Source organism: Cellulomonas pasadenensis, assembly GCF_047229365.1.
Taxonomy (GTDB): domain Bacteria; phylum Actinomycetota; class Actinomycetes; order Actinomycetales; family Cellulomonadaceae; genus Cellulomonas.
This window is the reverse complement of the sequence record NZ_JBFTEP010000005.1, coordinates 42,346-57,920: the sequence shown is the minus strand read 5'-3', so window position 1 is coordinate 57,920 and position 15,575 is coordinate 42,346. Positions and strand designations below refer to the sequence as shown.

Here is a 15,575-nt window from a genome sequence, read left to right as displayed (position 1 = left end):
GCGCTCAGGCCTGCGGGCCGCCGGTCGCGCCGTCGGCCGTGCGGTCGCCGACCGGTCGGTCCGTCGCCGCGCCCCCGGTCGCGTCGGCGGCGAGCAGCGCCGCGATGCGCGGCAGCGTGCGCGGGTCCGCCTGCGCGAGCACGGTCGTCACCGCGGTCGACCGCCACGCCGGCAGCTGCGCGCGCACGTCGGCCTCGGTGCCCACCAGGGCCACGTCCTGCACGAGCTCGGTCGGCACGGCCGCCGCCGCGCGTGCCCGGTCGCCCGCGAGGAAGTGCGCCTGCACCTCGTCGCACGCCTCGCCGTAGCCGAGCCGGTCGAGCACGTCGCGGTGGAAGTTCGCGCCCTTGGCGCCCATGCCGCCCGCGTACAGCGCGACGAACGGGCGCACCGCGTCGGCCGCCTCCTCGACGGACCCGGCGAGCACGACCGGCACGGTCGCGACGACCTCGAACTGCTCCGCCGGTCGCAGCCGGCCGTCGCGCCGGGCGAAGCCGTCGGCGAGCCGGGTCCGGTACTCGGCGTCCATGCGCGGGGAGTAGAACAGCGGCAGCCAGCCGTCCGCGACCTCCGCCGCGAGCGACACGTTCCTCGGTCCCTCGGCGGCGAGGTGGATCGGCAGGTCGGCGCGCAGCGGGTGCACGGTCGACCGCAGCGCCTTGCCGAGGCCCGCGCCCTCGTCGGCGGGCAGCGGCAGGCGGTAGAAGTCCCCGTCGAGGCGCACGGGAGCCTCGCGCGCGAGGACCTGGCGGACGACCGCGACGTACTCGCGCGTGCGCGCGAGCGGCCGGGGGTACGGCTGCCCGTACCAGCCCTCGACGACCTGCGGCCCGGAGGCGCCCAGGCCGAGCACGAAGCGCCCGCCGCTCAGGTGGTCGAGCGTGAGCGCGGCCATCGCGGCGGCCGTCGGCGTCCGGGCGGAGATCTGTGCGATGGCCGTGCCGAGACGGACGCGGCGCGTGCCCGCGCCCCACCAGGCCAGCGGGGTGAGGGCGTCCGACCCGTACGCCTCGGCGGTCCACACCGAGTCGAGGCCGAGCTCGTCGGCGGCGCGCACGGCCTCCTGCGCACCGGGCGGCGGCCCCGCGGACCAGTAGCCGGTGTGGTAGCCGAGTCGCATCCGTGCTCCTCCGTCGCCGTCGACGCCCGGCCCGTCGGCCGGTGCGTGCGCGACCGTCCGGTCGCGCACGAGCGGCCACGTTACCCGCGGGTAGCCCGTCGTGAGCGGTCCGCCAGCGTGTTGAGCAGCGCGGCCGCCGTCGCGGCGTCGTCCACGGTGACGACGGTCACCCGCTCGCCGGTGCGCCGCACCTCGAGGGCCTCACCGCGGCGCAGCACGACGCCCACGCGCCCGCCGACCCCCACCCGGTAGCCCCAGCCGCCGAACTCGGCGAGCGGGTCCACGGTGGTGGCGCGCGCCTCCTCGACCTCGTCGAGCGGGACGCGCAGCGTCGGCCAGCCGAGCGCCGACCGGGCCGTGAGACCCGTGGCGTCGACCCGCACGCGGAAGACCGTCATGGAGCCGAGCAGCGCCACCAGGGCGACGACCAGCAGCCACAGCGCGGGCAGGTGCAGCGCCACGGCGAGGACCGCGACGAGGGCGGTGGCGGCGCCGCCGATGACCAGGCCGGGGCGCCCCGACGCGGTCCGTGCCCACGCGGCGCGCTCGTGCTCGGCCAGCGCGACGCGCGGGGCGTCGACGGCGACGGGCGCCTCGGCCGGCCGCGGCCGGTCGCCCGGGGTGACCCAGGCGGCGAGCGCGCCGGCGACGAGCCCGCCGGCGATCATGAGCCCGACGGCGCCGCCCACGTCGCCGACCGCGCCGGCGTCCGCGAGGCCGCGCTGCGCGTGCAGCACGCCGAGGACCAGCGCCGACAGCCCGACGGCCAGACCCGTCGCGAGCCCTGCCGACATGCGCCGGACCGAGGCCTGCCGGCCGACGACGAGCGCGAGGACCAGCGCCGCGGCGGCGACGCCGAGCGCGATCGCGGCGGTCCCGAGCACGATCCCCGGGAGCGAGCCGTAGCCGTCGACGCCGGACGGGCCCCAGTGGATCGCGACCGGGTCCGGCAGCTCCGGGGCCCACGACAGGGCGACGGCCGTCGAGGTGCCGACCACGGCGAGCGGCACGACGCCGCAGAGCAGCACCGTGGCGAGGCGGTGGCGGTCGGGCGCGGGGGTGCGGGGTGCGGTCATCGCAGGGCCTCCTTGACGAGGGTCGTGACGGTCTCCGGCGCGACGCCGAGCCGGCGGGCGACCTGCGCGACGCGTTCGACGGCGGTGTGCAGGTCGGTGAGGTCGGTGCCCGCGCGGGCCGCGACGACGGCACCGCGTCCGCGGTGCAGCTCGATCACGCCCTCGTCGCGCAGGTCCTGGTAGGCGTGCAGCACGGTGTGCAGGTTGACGTCGAGCGAGGCCGCCAGCTCACGGGCGGAGGGGAGCCGCTCCCCGGCGCGCAGCTCACCCCGGGCGACGCCGGAGCGGACCTGCGCGGCGAGCTGGGCGTACAGCGGGTCGCCGGAGGAGGTGTCGATGCGGAAGAGCACGTGCCCACCCTACTAGTTACACAACATGTATAACAACTGGCCGTCTCGCCACGGCTCGCACCACCAGGTCGCGGGTCCCCGTCGAGGTCGCGGCCTCCAGCCCGCGACCTCGCACGACCGCCGCGACCTGGCAGGATCCCCGCGACCTCGCAAGGTCCCGCGACCTCGTACCCTGCCCGCGACCTCATACGGCGCCCGCGACCTCGCGGAATGCCGCGACCGCGCAGGATGCCTGCGACCTCGCACGGTCTTCGCCACGTCGCATGATGCCTGCGACCTCGCACGGTCCTCGCGACCTCGCCGAATGCTCGCGGCCGCGAGGGCCTCCCGCCGCGTTGCACCGACCCCGCGAGTCGGCGCGGTCTCGCGACTCCCGTGCTTCCGTGGTCACACGCTGCCCGCGATCGGGCGCGGTGGGCGTGGCCCTCGCCGCCGGACGACCACAGCCCCGTGTCCGGCGTGGGCCGTCCCCAGCACGGGCGCGATCCAGCACCGTGGAGGGGTGCGCCGCGCAGGCTGCCGGGATGTCCAGCCGCCCCTCGATCCGTCGTCCCGTCCCGCCCACGCCGCCGCCGCTGATCATGGCCCGCGACCACGCGCCCGGTGCCGTCCGGCTCGCCGTTGCGTCCGGTCGGTGGGTCCGCGTGGGGAGAGGCGCGTACCTCGTGGCCGACGTCGCCGCGGACCCGCGCGCGCTCGCGCTCGGACGCGTCCGCGCGGTGCACGACCGCGTCGCGCAGGAGCACTGCTTCAGCCACGAGTCGGCGGCGCTGCTGTGGGGGCTGCCCACGTGGCGGCCGCCGCTGCGGACCCATCTGCTCCAGCGGCACCGCGGCTGCGGCGAGCACGACGCGACCGTCGTCCGGCACACCGCGCAGCTGGACGCCGACGAGCGCACCGTGGTGCACGGTCTGCCCGTCACCACGCTCGCGCGGACCGCCGTCGACTGCGCCCGCGCACTGGCCGGCCTGCCGGCGCTCGTGGTCGCGGACGCCGCGCTGCGTGCCGGGTGCTCGCCGGAGGAGCTGGCGGCCGCGCTGCGGCGGTGCGACGGGCGGCGGGGGCCCGACGGGCGCGCGAGGTGCTCGCGCTCGCGGACGGCGGCGCGGAGTCCGCCGGGGAGACGTGGCTGCGCGCGGTCCTGCTGGCGGCGGGACGCCGGCTCCCACCACGCAGCTGCCGGTCGAGACCCGACGCGGACAAGTCTGGGCCGACCTCGGCTGGCCGGGTGCGCGTCTGCTGCTGGAGTACGACGGCCGCGGCAAGTACGCGACGCCCGAGGACCTCTACCGCGAGAAGCAGCGGCACGACGCGCTCGTCGAGGCCGGCTGGACGGTGCTGCGCGTGACGGCCGACGACTGCGCGCGGCCCGAGGAGCTCGTCGCGCGAGTCGTCAGCGCCGCCCCGGCCCTGCGTCCGGTGGTCCGTCGACGTCCGCTGCTGACGGCGTGACGCGCCACGGGCCCGGGCGCGAGGTCGCGGGAACCGCGCGAGTTCGCGTGTTCGGACCCGCGAGCTCGTCAGAGATCCGCGACTTCGCAGGAACCCACGACCTCGCTGAGGCCACGCGACACGGCGGGGAACTGGTGACCCGGCAGGAACGCATGACCTCACCGGGGACGCGTGACCTGGCGGGGACCCGTGAGCTCACTGGGGACGCGTGACCTGGCGGGGACGCGTGACCTGCAGGAGCGCGTGCCCTCACCGGGGACGCGCGACTCCGCGACGCACGCATGACCTCGCAGCGATCCCGCGAGGTCGCGGGAACCGCGCGAGGTCGCGGGCTCGAACCCGCGACCTCGTAGGGAACCCGCGACCTCGCCGGCGTGCGCGGCCTCGCAGGCGGTCAGATGTAGATGGCGGGGTCGTCGACCTCGGCGTCGAACGGTGCCGACGCCGGGCGTCGGCGCACCTGTGCCGGCACGCCGACGGCGATCGCCCCCGCGGGGACGTCCGTGATGACGACCGCGTTGGCGCCGACCTGCGCGCCGTCGCCGACCCAGACGGGGCCGAGCACCTTCGCGCCGGCGCCCACCACCACGCGGTCGCCCAGGGTGGGGTGCCGCTTGCCCCGCTTCATCGTCTTGCCGCCGAGCGTGGACCCGTGGAAGAGGACGACGTCGTCCCCGACCTCCGCGGTCTCCCCGACGACCACGCCCATGCCGTGGTCGATGAACAGGCGCGCCCCGATGCGCGCGCCGGGATGGATCTCGACGCCGGTCAGCGCGCGCGCCGCCTGCGAGAGCAGCCGCGCCGGCAGGCGCAGGGGCACGACCTGCCACATGCGGTGCGCCAGCCGGTACACCCAGATCGCGTGCACGCCCGGGTAGCCCAGCGCGACCTCCAGGCGCGACCGGGCCGCGGGGTCGTGGCCGTGCGCCGCGTCGAGGTCGTCGCGCAGCACGCGCAGGAAGTCGGTCAGGTGTCGCATGGGTGCTCCGTCGCCGGGGTTCGCGTGGGGGCGCGGGATGACGACGCCCGGCCGCCGTCGTGCGACGGCGGCCGGGCGGCGGTGTCAGTCGAGCAGGTCGGCGTACAGCACCGACGTGAGGTAGCGCTCGCCGAACGACGGGATGATCGTGACGATCAGCTTGCCGGCGTTCTCCGGGCGCTTGGCCAGCTCGGCGGCCGCGTACAGCGCCGCGCCGGACGAGATGCCGACGAGCAGGCCCTCCTCGCGCGCGGCGCGGCGCGCCCACGCGACGGCCGTCTCGGCGTCGACGTCGACGATCTCGTCGTACACGGACGTGTCGAGGATGTCGGGCACGAAGTTCGCGCCGATGCCCTGGATCTTGTGCGGGCCGGGGGCGCCGCCGTTGAGGATCGGCGACTCGGCCGGCTCGACGCCCACGACCTGCACGCCCGGCTTGCGCTCCTTGAGCACCTGCCCGACGCCGGTGATGGTGCCGCCCGTGCCGATGCCGGCGACGAGGATGTCGACCTCGCCGTCCGTGTCGGCCCAGATCTCCTCGGCCGTCGTGCGGCGGTGCACCTCGGGGTTCGCGTCGTTCGCGAACTGCCGCGCGAGGATCGCGCCGGGGCGCTCCGCGACGATCTCGTTCGCGCGGTTGACGGCGCCCTTCATGCCCTCGGAGCCCGGCGTGAGGATGAGCTCGGCGCCGAACGCGCGCAGCAGCGCGCGGCGCTCCTTCGACATCGTCTCCGGCATCGTCAGCACGACGTCGTAGCCGCGCGCCGCACCGACGAACGCGAGCGCGATGCCCGTGTTGCCGGAGGTGGCCTCGACGATCGTGCCGCCCGGCTTCAGGTCGCCCGACTTCTCGGCCGCGTCGATGATCGCGACGCCGATGCGGTCCTTGACGGAGTTGGCCGGGTTGTAGAACTCGAGCTTGCCGACGACGGTCGCGCCGGCACCCTCGGTGAGCTTGTTGATGCGGACCAGCGGGGTGTTGCCGACGAGCGCGGTCGCGTCCTCGTAGATGCGTGCCATGGTTCCTCTTCGGTCGGTGCCGCCGCGGGCGGCAGTGGGGGACGGTGCGGGCTGCGGGTCGCGGGGTCGCCGCGACGCGGGTGCGGGGGTGCAGGCCGCGCGCCGGTCGGTCCCATGGTGCGGGAGGAACGGTCCGGGTGCCGGACGACGGCCTGCCGGGGCGAGCGCTGGCGCGCGGTGGTGCGGGTGCGGTGCGCGCCCGGTCGGCGCGCGAGCAGCCAGCGCTCTACCGACAGCGACAACACGCCGCGAGGGCGCGCACGACGGGGGCGGCAGCGGCGTGGTGCGCGCTCATCGCTCTCCTCGTCGGGGTGGGGACCGGTGCAGCGCACCCGTCCCGGTGTCGTCCGTGGACGCCGGCGCACGTGCACGCCGGTCCGGGGCGACCGTAGCGGGCGCACGACGTGCCCGCAAAGGTCGTCCGCGGAGCGTCGCCCGTCAGGACGCCTGCGGTCCGGCGCCGACCGCGCGCAGCCACGCCTCGGCGAGCAGGCCGTGCCCTGCGGGCGTCGGGTGCACGCCGTCGTACGCCCACCGCGCGGGCGACGTGCGCACCGCGGCGGCCGCGAGCAGCCCGTCGGCGGGCACGAGCACGGCGCGCAGCTCGGCGGCGAGCCGGCGCACGACCGCGATGCGCGGGTCGAGGTCCGGCCGCCACAGGTGCTGCTGCGGCGTCACGGGCACGACGAACGGCTCGACGAGGACCAGTCGCGCGTCGAGCCGCTCGCGGGCGGAGGCGAGGACGGCGCGCAGGTGCTCCTCGTACTCGTCGGCGGTGGTGACCGTGCCCTCGGTGAACCGGCGCCACGTGTCGTTGACGCCGACCAGCACCGACACGACCGTCGGCTCGAGCGCAAGGCCGTCGACGTCCCACCGGTCGCGGAGCATCCGCGCGGTGTCCCCGCCGACGCCCCGGTTGAGGAAGGTCAGGTCGTGCTCCGGCAGCCGCGCGCCGGCCAGCGCCGCGACGATGCCCGCGTACCCGTGGCCCAGGCTGGCCGGGTCCGCGCGGTCGCGCCCCCAGTCGGTGATCGAGTCGCCGGTCAGGAGCACGCGGTCGCCGGGGAGGAGGAACGTCGTCGTCACGGGCGTCCACCCCACCACGCCCGGCCCGGGTGCGGAAGTCCACCCGGGCGGCCGCCGGGCGTAGCCGCCGCCCGACCGGCGAGGGGCCCGGCTGCCTGCCCGCGGTCCTGTCCCTCCCGCCCCGCCGGTGGGAGACTCGGGTGCCGGGGAACCGGGGCCCGTCGTGGGACCCGGGGCCGCCGTCGGACGCCGTCGCGAGGGGGCGAGCGTGGCCGGGACCGTCGACGTGGACGTCGTGGTGGTGGGCGCGGGCCTGTCGGGCCTGACGGCCGCGCGCGTGCTGCAGGGCCACGGCGTCACCGTGCGCGTGCTCGAGGCCCTCGACCGGGTCGGTGGCCGGGTGCTCTCGACGACCGTCGCGGGCGCGCACGTCGACCTCGGCGGCACGTTCGTCGGGCCGGACCACGAGCACGTCACGGCGCTCGCCGACGCGGTGGGCGTCCGCCGCCGCCCGACGTACGAGGCGGGCGACAACCTGCTGCGGTGGCGCGGCGGCGTCCGGCGCTACCGCGCCACGATCCCGCCCGTCGGCCCCGCGGCCCTCGCCGACCTCGCGCGCGTGCGGGCGGCGTTCGGCCGGGCGAGCCGGGCCGTGCCGCTCGGCCGGCCCGGCGACGCGCGTGACGCCGCCCGCCTCGACGCCTCGACCCTGGACGGCTGGCTGCGCGACCGGCACGCCACGCGCGCGACCCGCGACCTCATGGCGGTGGTCGCGCGCACGTCCTGGGGCTGCGAGCCCGCCGAGATCTCCGTGCTGCACGTGCTGCACTACGTCGCCCAGGCGGGCGGGCTCGACGCGATGCTCGACACGCACGGAGGGGCGCAGGAGCAGCACTTCGTCGAGGGCGCGCAGGAGGTCGCCGTCCGGGTCGCGCGCGACCTGGGGCCCGGCGCGGTCGTGCTCGGCGCGCCGGTGCTGCGGGTCGACCACGGTGACGACGCCGTCACCGTCCGCACGGACGACGGACCCACGCGCGCGCGTCGGGTCGTCGTCGCCGTCCCGCCGGGGCTGCGCCGACGCATCCGGTTCGAGCCGCCGCTCCCCGCGGTGCACCGGCGGCTCGCGCAGCGGTGGGCGCCGGGCGTCCTGTCGAAGGCGTACGCCGTCTACGACAGGCCGTTCTGGCGTGACGCGGGGCTGAGCGGCATGACGGTCGGCGACGACGGGCCGGTGTTCATCACGTTCGACGCCGGCCCGCTCGACGGGTCCCGCGGCGTGCTGCTGTGCTTCGTCGGCGGACCCGCGGCGCGGGCGTGGGAGGGCGCGGGACCGGCCGAGCGGCGGTCGGGCGTGCTGCGCTCCCTCGCGGATCTGTTCGGCCGCCGCGCGCTCGAGCCGCTCGGGTACGTCGACCAGCGGTGGGCGGAGGAGGACTGGCTCGGCGGCGGACCCACCGCCGCACCCGGCCCCGGGGCGGTCGCGCCGCTCCACCGGGCCCTGACCGAGCCGGTCGGCACCGTGCACTGGGCCGGCACGGAGACCGCGACCCGGCTCGCGGGCTTCATGGACGGGGCCGTCGCCGCGGGCGGGCGGGCGGCGCACGAGGTCGTGCGCGCGCTCGCGCCGGCGGAGGGCGGTGCGCGGGACGGTGCCGGAGGCGCTGCGTGGGGTGCTGCCGGCACGGGGGAGCGGACGACGGGAATCGAACCCGCGTAGCCAGTTTGGAAGACTGGGGCTCTACCATTGAGCTACGTCCGCGCAGGTCCGCCGCGTCGCCGTGCCCGCGCCACTCGCGTGACGGGGACCGGCGGCCCTCGGACCGCGGCACCCAGGGTAGCGGGTGCGGCCGGGCGCGACGCGCACGCCCCGGCGCGCCGACGCGGCTCCCGCCGCCGTCGGGCGGACGGACGTGCGCCCGACGGGATGTGGCGCAGGTTGGTAGCGCGTCCGCTTTGGGAGCGGAAGGTCGCGGGTTCGAATCCCGCCATCCCGACCGGGGAGAGGCGTCCCGCCGGGGACGGCCACGGCCGCTCCCGCGGGGCCGCTGCTTTGGGACGGGTCCGCGCCGTGACGTAGCATCGAGGGTCGCGTGTGCGCCGGTGCCGGCTGATCGAGCCGGGTGCGCAGCCGCCCGTGACACCAGCGCCCGAACCGCGCGCCCATCCGGCGCGAGACCGTGCCAGCCCGTCGGACCCGCCGGCGCATGGCCATGACCAGTGGGAGACCATCGAAGTGAAGAGCGCCGTCGAGACCCTGGAGCCGACCAAGGTCAAGCTGACCGTCGAGGTGACGTACGACGAGCTCAAGCCGAGCATCGACCACGCGTACAAGCACATCGCGGAGCAGGTGACGGTGCCGGGCTTCCGCAAGGGCAAGGTGCCGCCGCGCATCATCGACCAGCGCGTGGGCCGTCCCGCCGTGCTGGAGCACGCCATCAACGAGGGCCTGTCCGGCTTCTACGCCGAGGCCGTCCGCGAGAACGCGCTGCGCCCGCTGGGCCAGCCCGACGTGCAGGTCACGAAGGTCCCCGGCCTGACCGCCGCGCCGCAGGGCGAGGAGGGCGAGCTGCACTTCACCGCCGAGGTCGAGGTGCGCCCCGAGATCACGCTGCCCGCGCTCGACGGCCTCGCCGTCCAGGTGGACGACGTCGCCGTCGACGAGGAGGACGTCCAGGGCCGCCTCGACGCGCTGCGCGAGCGCTTCGGCTCGCTCGTCGGCGTCGACCGCCCGGCGCAGGAGGGCGACTACGTCGTCCTCGACCTGACTGCCACGATCGGCGACGAGCAGGTAGACCAGGTCTCCGGCGTGAGCTACCAGATCGGCTCGGGCAACATGCTCGAGGGCCTCGACGAGGCCCTGACCGGCCTGTCGGCCGGCGAGTCCACGACGTTCGAGACGGCGCTGGCCGGCGGCGAGCGCGCGGGCGAGCAGGCGCAGGTCTCCGTCACGGCGACCGCGGTCAAGGAGCGCCAGCTGCCCGAGGCCGACGACGAGTTCGCGCAGCTCGCGAGCGAGTTCGACACCCTCGAGGAGCTGACGGCCGACCTGCGCGAGCAGGCCGCCCGCATCAAGGCGTCCAACCAGGCCGTGCAGGCCCGTGACCTGCTGCTCGAGCAGCTGGTCGAGGCCGTCGAGATCCCCGTGCCGTCGGGCGTCGTCGAGGCCGAGGTGCACCGCCACCTCGAGGGCGAGGGACGCCTCGAGGACGACGAGCACCGCGCCGAGGTGACGGAGCAGGCGCAGACCGCGCTGCGCAACCAGATCCTGCTGGACACGCTCGCCGAGCAGCTCGAGGTCAAGGTCGGCCAGGGCGAGCTCATCGACTACCTCGTCAACGCGTCGCGCCAGTACGGCATGGACCCGAACACGTTCATCCGCACGCTCGACGAGCAGGGCCAGATCCCGGCCATGGTCGCCGAGGTCGCGCGCTCCAAGGCCCTCGCGGTCGCGCTGCGCCGCATCACGGTGACGGAGCAGTCCGGCGCCACGGTCGACCTGTCGGAGTTCGTCGGGTCGGACGAGGACGACGCCGCGATCGAGCAGGCCGAGGCCGAGGCGGGCGCCGCCGAGGACGCGCAGGCGCAGCCGGTGGCCGACGAGGCCGGCGAGCAGGACGACGCCAAGGCCTGAGCACGACCCGCAGCACCGACGGCCCCGCGACGCCACGTCGCGGGGCCGTCGTGCGTCCCGGCGGCGGACCGCGCGACCGACACCGTGACCGACCCGGCGACCGACCCGGCGACCGGCCCGGTGGGCATCCCCGTGACGCCGCTGCGCCGACAGCGAAACGACGCGGCGGCGGGACGTGTCGCGGCTGGTCCGGGCGTTAGGGTCGCTGCAACGCACGGCCGGTGAGGTGCACGAGCATCCCGGCCCGCCGCACGACGCAGCCAGACGAAGGAGCCTTCGTGAACGAGCAGGTCCCGGCAATCGCCCGGGCGGAGTCCGCCGGACTCGGCCTCAACGACAGCATCTACAACCGTCTGCTCCGCGAGCGGATCATCTGGCTCGGGTCCGAGGTCCGCGACGAGAACGCCAACGCCATCTGCGCGCAGATGATGCTGCTGGCCGCGGAGGACCCCGAGAAGGACATCTGGCTCTACATCAACTCGCCGGGCGGGTCGATCACGGCCGGCATGGCGATCTACGACACGATGCAGTACATCAAGCCGGACGTCGCGACGATCGCGATGGGCATGGCCGCCTCGATGGGGCAGTTCCTGCTCTCCTCGGGCGCCAAGGGCAAGCGCTACGCGACCCCGCACGCCCGCGTGATGATGCACCAGCCGTCCGGCGGCATCGGCGGCACGGCCACCGACGTGCGCATCAACGCGCAGCTGATCCTGCACATGAAGAAGGTGCTGGCCGAGCTGATCGCCGAGCAGACCGGCAAGAGCGTCGACCAGATCAACGCCGACTCGGACCGTGACCGCTGGTTCACGGCGCCGGAGGCGCTGGAGTACGGCTTCATCGACCACGTGGTCACCAGCGCCGGCTCCGTCACGGGCGGCGGCGGCACGGACCCCGACGGCACCAACGGGGCCTCGGCCTGACGGCCCGGCGACGCGCAGAGAACCAGCGAGGAGAACCTTCGTGAGCATGGAGTCCCAGTTCATCGCCCGCGCCGGGCGCCTGGCCGGCGGCCTGGCCCCGGCCTCCCCGAGCGGCCGCTACGTGCTGCCGCAGTTCGAGGAGCGCACGGCCTACGGCTTCAAGCGCCAGGACCCGTACACCAAGCTGTTCGAGGACCGCATCATCTTCCTCGGCGTGCAGGTGGACGACGCGTCGGCGGACGACGTCATGGCGCAGCTGCTGGTCCTGGAGTCGACCGACCCGGACCGCGACATCACGCTGTACATCAACTCGCCCGGCGGCTCGTTCACCGCGCTGACGGCGATCTACGACACGATGCAGTACATCAAGCCGCACATCCAGACCGTCTGCCTCGGGCAGGCGGCCTCGGCCGCGGCGGTGCTGCTGGCGGCGGGCTCGCCGGGCAAGCGCCTGGCCCTCCCGAACGCGCGCGTGCTGATCCACCAGCCCGCGATGGAGGGCGGCGGCTACGCGCAGGCGTCCGACATCGAGATCCACGCGAACGAGCTCATCCGCATCCGCGAGTGGCTCGAGCAGGCGCTCGCGCACCACACCGGACGTGACATCGAGCAGGTGCGCATCGACATCGAGCGCGACAAGATCCTCACGGCCGCCCAGGCCAAGGAGTACGGCATCGTCGACCAGGTGCTCGCCAGCCGCAAGGGCGTGCAGCCCACGGTGGTGCAGCCCGCCGAGTGACGCCCGCACGTCCGGCCCCGACGTCCGCGTCGGGGCCGGACGTGCGTCCGCCACGACGGCGCCGACCGGGTGACCGGCGGTGCCACGCGAGCGTGTCGCAGGGGACACGCCGCGACGCGCACGACCCGTTCGGCTGACACGAGGCCCCCCGTGGTGTGCAATGGGGGAACGTGGCCCCCGGGGCGGGTGCGCAACGAGCAACGGCTCCCGCCGCGCGGCGGGGCCACACGAGGAAGGGGACGCACGTGGCGAGGATCGGGGACGGGGCTGACCTCCTCAAGTGCTCCTTCTGCGGCAAGTCCCAGAAGCAGGTCAAGAAGCTCATCGCGGGCCCGGGCGTGTACATCTGCGACGAGTGCATCGAGCTGTGCAACGAGATCATCGAGGAGGAGCTCGCCGAGGCCACCGAGGTCGGCATGGTCGAGCTGCCGAAGCCGAAGGAGATCTTCGAGTTCCTCGAGCAGTACATCGTCGGGCAGGAGCCGGCCAAGCGGTCGCTCGCCGTGGCGGTGTACAACCACTACAAGCGCATCCAGGCCGGAGAGGGCGCCCGCGTCGCCGGCGAGGAGCACGTCGAGATCGCCAAGTCGAACATCCTGCTGATCGGTCCCACGGGCTGCGGCAAGACGTACCTGGCGCAGACGCTCGCGAAGATGCTGAACGTGCCGTTCGCCATCGCCGACGCCACGGCCCTCACCGAGGCGGGCTACGTCGGCGAGGACGTCGAGAACATCCTCCTCAAGCTCATCCAGGCCGCGGACTACGACGTCAAGAAGGCCGAGTCGGGGATCATCTACATCGACGAGATCGACAAGATCGCCCGCAAGAGCGAGAACCCGTCGATCACGCGCGACGTGTCCGGCGAGGGCGTGCAGCAGGCGCTGCTGAAGATCCTCGAGGGCACGACGGCGTCGGTGCCGCCGCAGGGCGGGCGCAAGCACCCGCACCAGGAGTTCATCCAGATCGACACGACGAACGTGCTGTTCATCGTCGCGGGCGCGTTCGCGGGCCTCGACGAGATCATCACGTCGCGCGCCGGCCGCCGGGGCATCGGGTTCGGCGCACCGCTGCACACGGCCGACGACAAGGACGTCTACGGCGACGTCATGCCGGAGGACCTGCTGAAGTTCGGGCTCATCCCCGAGTTCATCGGCCGCGTCCCCGTGATCACGACCGTGTCGCCGCTCGACCAGACGGCGCTCGTGCGCATCCTCACCGAGCCGCGCAACGCGCTGATCAAGCAGTACCAGCGGATGTTCGCGATCGACGGCGTCGAGCTCGCGTTCGAGGACGACGCCGTCGCGGCGATCGCGGACCAGGCGCTGCTGCGCGGCACCGGTGCGCGCGGTCTGCGGGCGATCATGGAGGAGGTCCTCCAGCAGGTGATGTTCGAGGTGCCGTCGCGCGACGACGTCGCCCGCGTCGTCATCAGCCGCGACGTCGTGCTCGACAACGTCAACCCGACGCTCGTCCCGCGCGAGGTCGGCCGGGACAAGCGCACGCCGCGCGAGAAGAGCGCGTGAGCGACCTGCCCGGGCCCGTCCCGCCGGAGCTCGCGCGGCTGCGCAGCAGCATCGACAACATCGACGCGGCCCTCGTGCACCTGCTGGCCGAGCGCTTCAAGGCGACGCAGCAGGTCGGCGTGCTCAAGGCACGGCTCGAGCTGCCGCCGTCCGACGCCGGCCGCGAGGCCGCCCAGGTGGCCCGTCTGCGCGCGCTCGCGCAGGACGCCGACCTCGACCCGGTCTTCGCGGAGAAGTTCCTCGCGTTCATCGTCGAGGAGGTCATCCGCCACCACGAGGCCATCGCGCAGGGCCACGCGCAGGCCGGCACGCAGGCGACGGCGCAGGACGCGAGCGTGGGGCACGCCTGACGGCGTGCCGCCGCGACGGGTCCGGTCCGCGCGGTGGCGGGCCCGGCGGGCGTGACGGAAGGTGGAGGGGTCAGACCCGTTCGGGCGAACCGGGGCACCGACGCCCGGACGGAACCCCCGCCGACGCGAGGAGACCTGCCTGATGGACCTGCACTGGCTCAAGCCGCTGCTCGGGCGCCCGGCGCCCTTCACGACCGTGTACCTCGACGCCACGCGTGACGACGCGACCGGGGCGGCGGACGTGCAGACCCGCTGGAAGGCGCTGCGGCGCCAGCTCGAGCGCGACGGGTCGCCGGAGGCGGTGCTCGCCGCGATCGACGACCTCGTGGCGCGCCCGACGCACGTGCCGGGCCCGCACGGCCGGGTGCTCGTCGCGGACGCGCAGGAGGTCCTCGTCGACCGGGTGCTCACGGAGCCGCCCGCGCAGTCGACGGCGGCCTGCGGCTCGGTCCCGCTCCTGCTGGCGGCGGCGCGCGCGGCCGACGAGTCGACGCGGTTCCTGCTCGTCGAGGTGAACCGGCAGGGTGCGGACTACACCTGGACCGACGGCTCCGGCCTGCTCGCCGACGTCACCGAGACGGTCGAGGGCGACCACGACGAGATGCACAAGGTCGGTGGCGGCGGCTGGGCGCACCGCCGCTGGCAGCAGCGCGTGCAGGACTCCTGGGAGCGCAACGTCGACACGGTGGCGGCCGACCTCGACCGCCAGGTGACCGAGCGCAAGCCGGAGCTCGTGATCCTCACCGGCGACGTCCGGGCGGTCGCGCTGCTCAAGGACGCGGTCGGTCAGGAGGTCCGCGAGGTGCTCGTCGAGGTCCCCGGCGGGTCCCGGGCCGAGGGCGTCAACGAGGAGGCGTTCCAGGAGCGCATCGACGGCGTGCTGGCCGAGCACCGCGTGCGCCGGCGGGAGTCCGTCCTCGACCTGTTCCGGCAGGAGCAGGGCCGCGGCGAGGACGCGGTGACGTCGCTCGCCGACGTCGTGGCCGTCCTGCAGCGCGGTCAGGTGTCCGAGCTCGTGCTGGGGGAGCCGGCCGCCGGCAGCCCGGGGCCGCTGGCCGACCGCCGGCTGTGGGTCGGCGACGGTCCGCTGGAGCTGGCCGTCAGCAAGGACGACCTCGCGGCGATCGGCGTCACGGACGCGGCGCGGCAGATGCCGGCCGACGTGGCGCTCGTGCGCGCGGCGGTCGGGCAGGACGCCGGCCTGACGTTCGCCGACGACGGCGCGGTCGAGCTCGTCGACGGCGTCGGCGCGATCCTGCGGTGGCGCGACGAGTCGACGCCGCGGGAGTCGGTGCTCAGCCAGTCGGCGGACAGCCGGCGGGTGCACAACGTCCTCTGACGACGACGGCGTGACCCGACGACGGCGCCGGCCCTCACCGGGCCGGC

The 15,575-nt window shown here is 75.2% G+C and carries 14 protein-coding genes and 2 tRNA genes; 9 read left to right on the top strand and 7 right to left on the bottom strand.

Translation table 11 applies throughout. The annotated features are described in order from the left end of the window. Positions 1 to 4: 4 nt before the first annotated feature. The 3 genes from AB6N23_RS01770 to AB6N23_RS01760 all read right to left on the bottom strand — a co-directional run bounded on the left by AB6N23_RS01770 (position 5) and on the right by AB6N23_RS01760 (position 2,546). Entirely contained in the window at positions 5 to 1,120 is a 1,116-nt protein-coding gene (locus AB6N23_RS01770; RefSeq protein ID WP_412864164.1) for an LLM class F420-dependent oxidoreductase, read from the bottom strand. An 80-nt stretch (positions 1,121 to 1,200) separates the two neighbouring features. Next, entirely contained in the window at positions 1,201 to 2,196 is a 996-nt protein-coding gene (locus tag AB6N23_RS01765) for a DUF1648 domain-containing protein (protein WP_412864162.1), read from the bottom strand. Next, positions 2,193 to 2,546 (bottom strand): GntR family transcriptional regulator, encoded by a 354-nt coding sequence (locus AB6N23_RS01760; protein ID WP_412864160.1) that lies wholly within the window; start codon positions 2,544 to 2,546, stop codon positions 2,193 to 2,195. Before AB6N23_RS01760 ends, AB6N23_RS01765 begins: the two co-directional genes overlap by 4 nt. Before the next feature lie 1,125 nt (positions 2,547 to 3,671). Between AB6N23_RS01760 and AB6N23_RS01755 the strand changes: the two genes are divergently transcribed. Beyond that, the gene (locus AB6N23_RS01755) at positions 3,672 to 3,998 is read left to right on the top strand and encodes a hypothetical protein (RefSeq protein WP_412864158.1); all 327 of its coding nucleotides are present in this window, start codon (positions 3,672 to 3,674) and stop codon (positions 3,996 to 3,998) included. Positions 3,999 to 4,392: 394 nt separating this feature from the next. Here AB6N23_RS01755 and epsC read toward each other — a convergent pair whose 3' ends face one another. From epsC to AB6N23_RS01740, 3 genes are all read right to left on the bottom strand, one after another. Further along, complete coding sequence (gene epsC / locus AB6N23_RS01750; RefSeq protein WP_412864156.1) at positions 4,393 to 4,977, bottom strand: serine O-acetyltransferase EpsC; 585 nt, start codon at positions 4,975 to 4,977, stop codon at positions 4,393 to 4,395. 84 nt (positions 4,978 to 5,061) lie between these two features. After that, positions 5,062 to 5,997, bottom strand: a complete 936-nt coding sequence (gene cysK / locus AB6N23_RS01745) for a cysteine synthase A (protein WP_412864154.1) — start codon at positions 5,995 to 5,997, stop codon at positions 5,062 to 5,064. A gap of 438 nt (positions 5,998 to 6,435) precedes the next feature. Beyond that, a complete protein-coding gene (locus tag AB6N23_RS01740) occupies positions 6,436 to 7,083 on the bottom strand; it encodes an SGNH/GDSL hydrolase family protein (RefSeq protein ID WP_412864152.1) in 648 nt (215 codons plus the stop codon). 208 nt (positions 7,084 to 7,291) lie between these two features. Here AB6N23_RS01740 and AB6N23_RS01735 point away from each other — a divergent pair, with 208 nt between their 5' ends. Continuing rightward, positions 7,292 to 8,740: a flavin monoamine oxidase family protein gene (locus AB6N23_RS01735; protein ID WP_412864150.1), complete on the top strand. Its 1,449-nt coding sequence runs from the start codon at positions 7,292 to 7,294 to the stop codon at positions 8,738 to 8,740. Here the strand turns inward: AB6N23_RS01735 and AB6N23_RS01730 are convergent. After that, positions 8,712 to 8,782: transfer RNA gene (locus AB6N23_RS01730), tRNA-Gly, on the bottom strand. The two genes, AB6N23_RS01735 and AB6N23_RS01730, sit on opposite strands and share 29 nt — an antisense overlap. A gap of 161 nt (positions 8,783 to 8,943) precedes the next feature. On the opposite strand from AB6N23_RS01730, the gene AB6N23_RS01725 reads away from it, so the two are divergent. The 7 genes from AB6N23_RS01725 (at position 8,944) to AB6N23_RS01695 (ending at position 15,528) form a co-directional block, all read left to right on the top strand. Beyond that, positions 8,944 to 9,017 (top strand) — tRNA-Pro (locus tag AB6N23_RS01725). A 239-nt stretch (positions 9,018 to 9,256) separates the two neighbouring features. Beyond that, complete coding sequence (tig, locus tag AB6N23_RS01720; RefSeq protein ID WP_412864148.1) at positions 9,257 to 10,654, top strand: trigger factor; 1,398 nt, start codon at positions 9,257 to 9,259, stop codon at positions 10,652 to 10,654. 278 nt (positions 10,655 to 10,932) lie between these two features. Beyond that, a complete protein-coding gene (locus tag AB6N23_RS01715; RefSeq protein WP_412864146.1) occupies positions 10,933 to 11,577 on the top strand; it encodes an ATP-dependent Clp protease proteolytic subunit in 645 nt (214 codons plus the stop codon). Positions 11,578 to 11,617: 40 nt separating this feature from the next. After that, a complete protein-coding gene (locus tag AB6N23_RS01710) occupies positions 11,618 to 12,316 on the top strand; it encodes an ATP-dependent Clp protease proteolytic subunit (RefSeq protein ID WP_412864144.1) in 699 nt (232 codons plus the stop codon). Positions 12,317 to 12,561: 245 nt separating this feature from the next. Next, on the top strand, positions 12,562 to 13,839 hold the full coding sequence (gene clpX, locus AB6N23_RS01705) for an ATP-dependent Clp protease ATP-binding subunit ClpX (protein ID WP_378208082.1): 1,278 nt from the start codon (positions 12,562 to 12,564) through the stop codon (positions 13,837 to 13,839). Further along, complete coding sequence (locus tag AB6N23_RS01700) at positions 13,836 to 14,189, top strand: chorismate mutase (RefSeq protein ID WP_412864142.1); 354 nt, start codon at positions 13,836 to 13,838, stop codon at positions 14,187 to 14,189. The genes clpX and AB6N23_RS01700 overlap by 4 nt, the downstream gene beginning before the upstream one ends. Before the next feature lie 142 nt (positions 14,190 to 14,331). Continuing rightward, positions 14,332 to 15,528: a baeRF2 domain-containing protein gene (locus AB6N23_RS01695; protein WP_412864140.1), complete on the top strand. Its 1,197-nt coding sequence runs from the start codon at positions 14,332 to 14,334 to the stop codon at positions 15,526 to 15,528. The last annotated feature ends 47 nt before the right edge of the window (positions 15,529 to 15,575 follow it).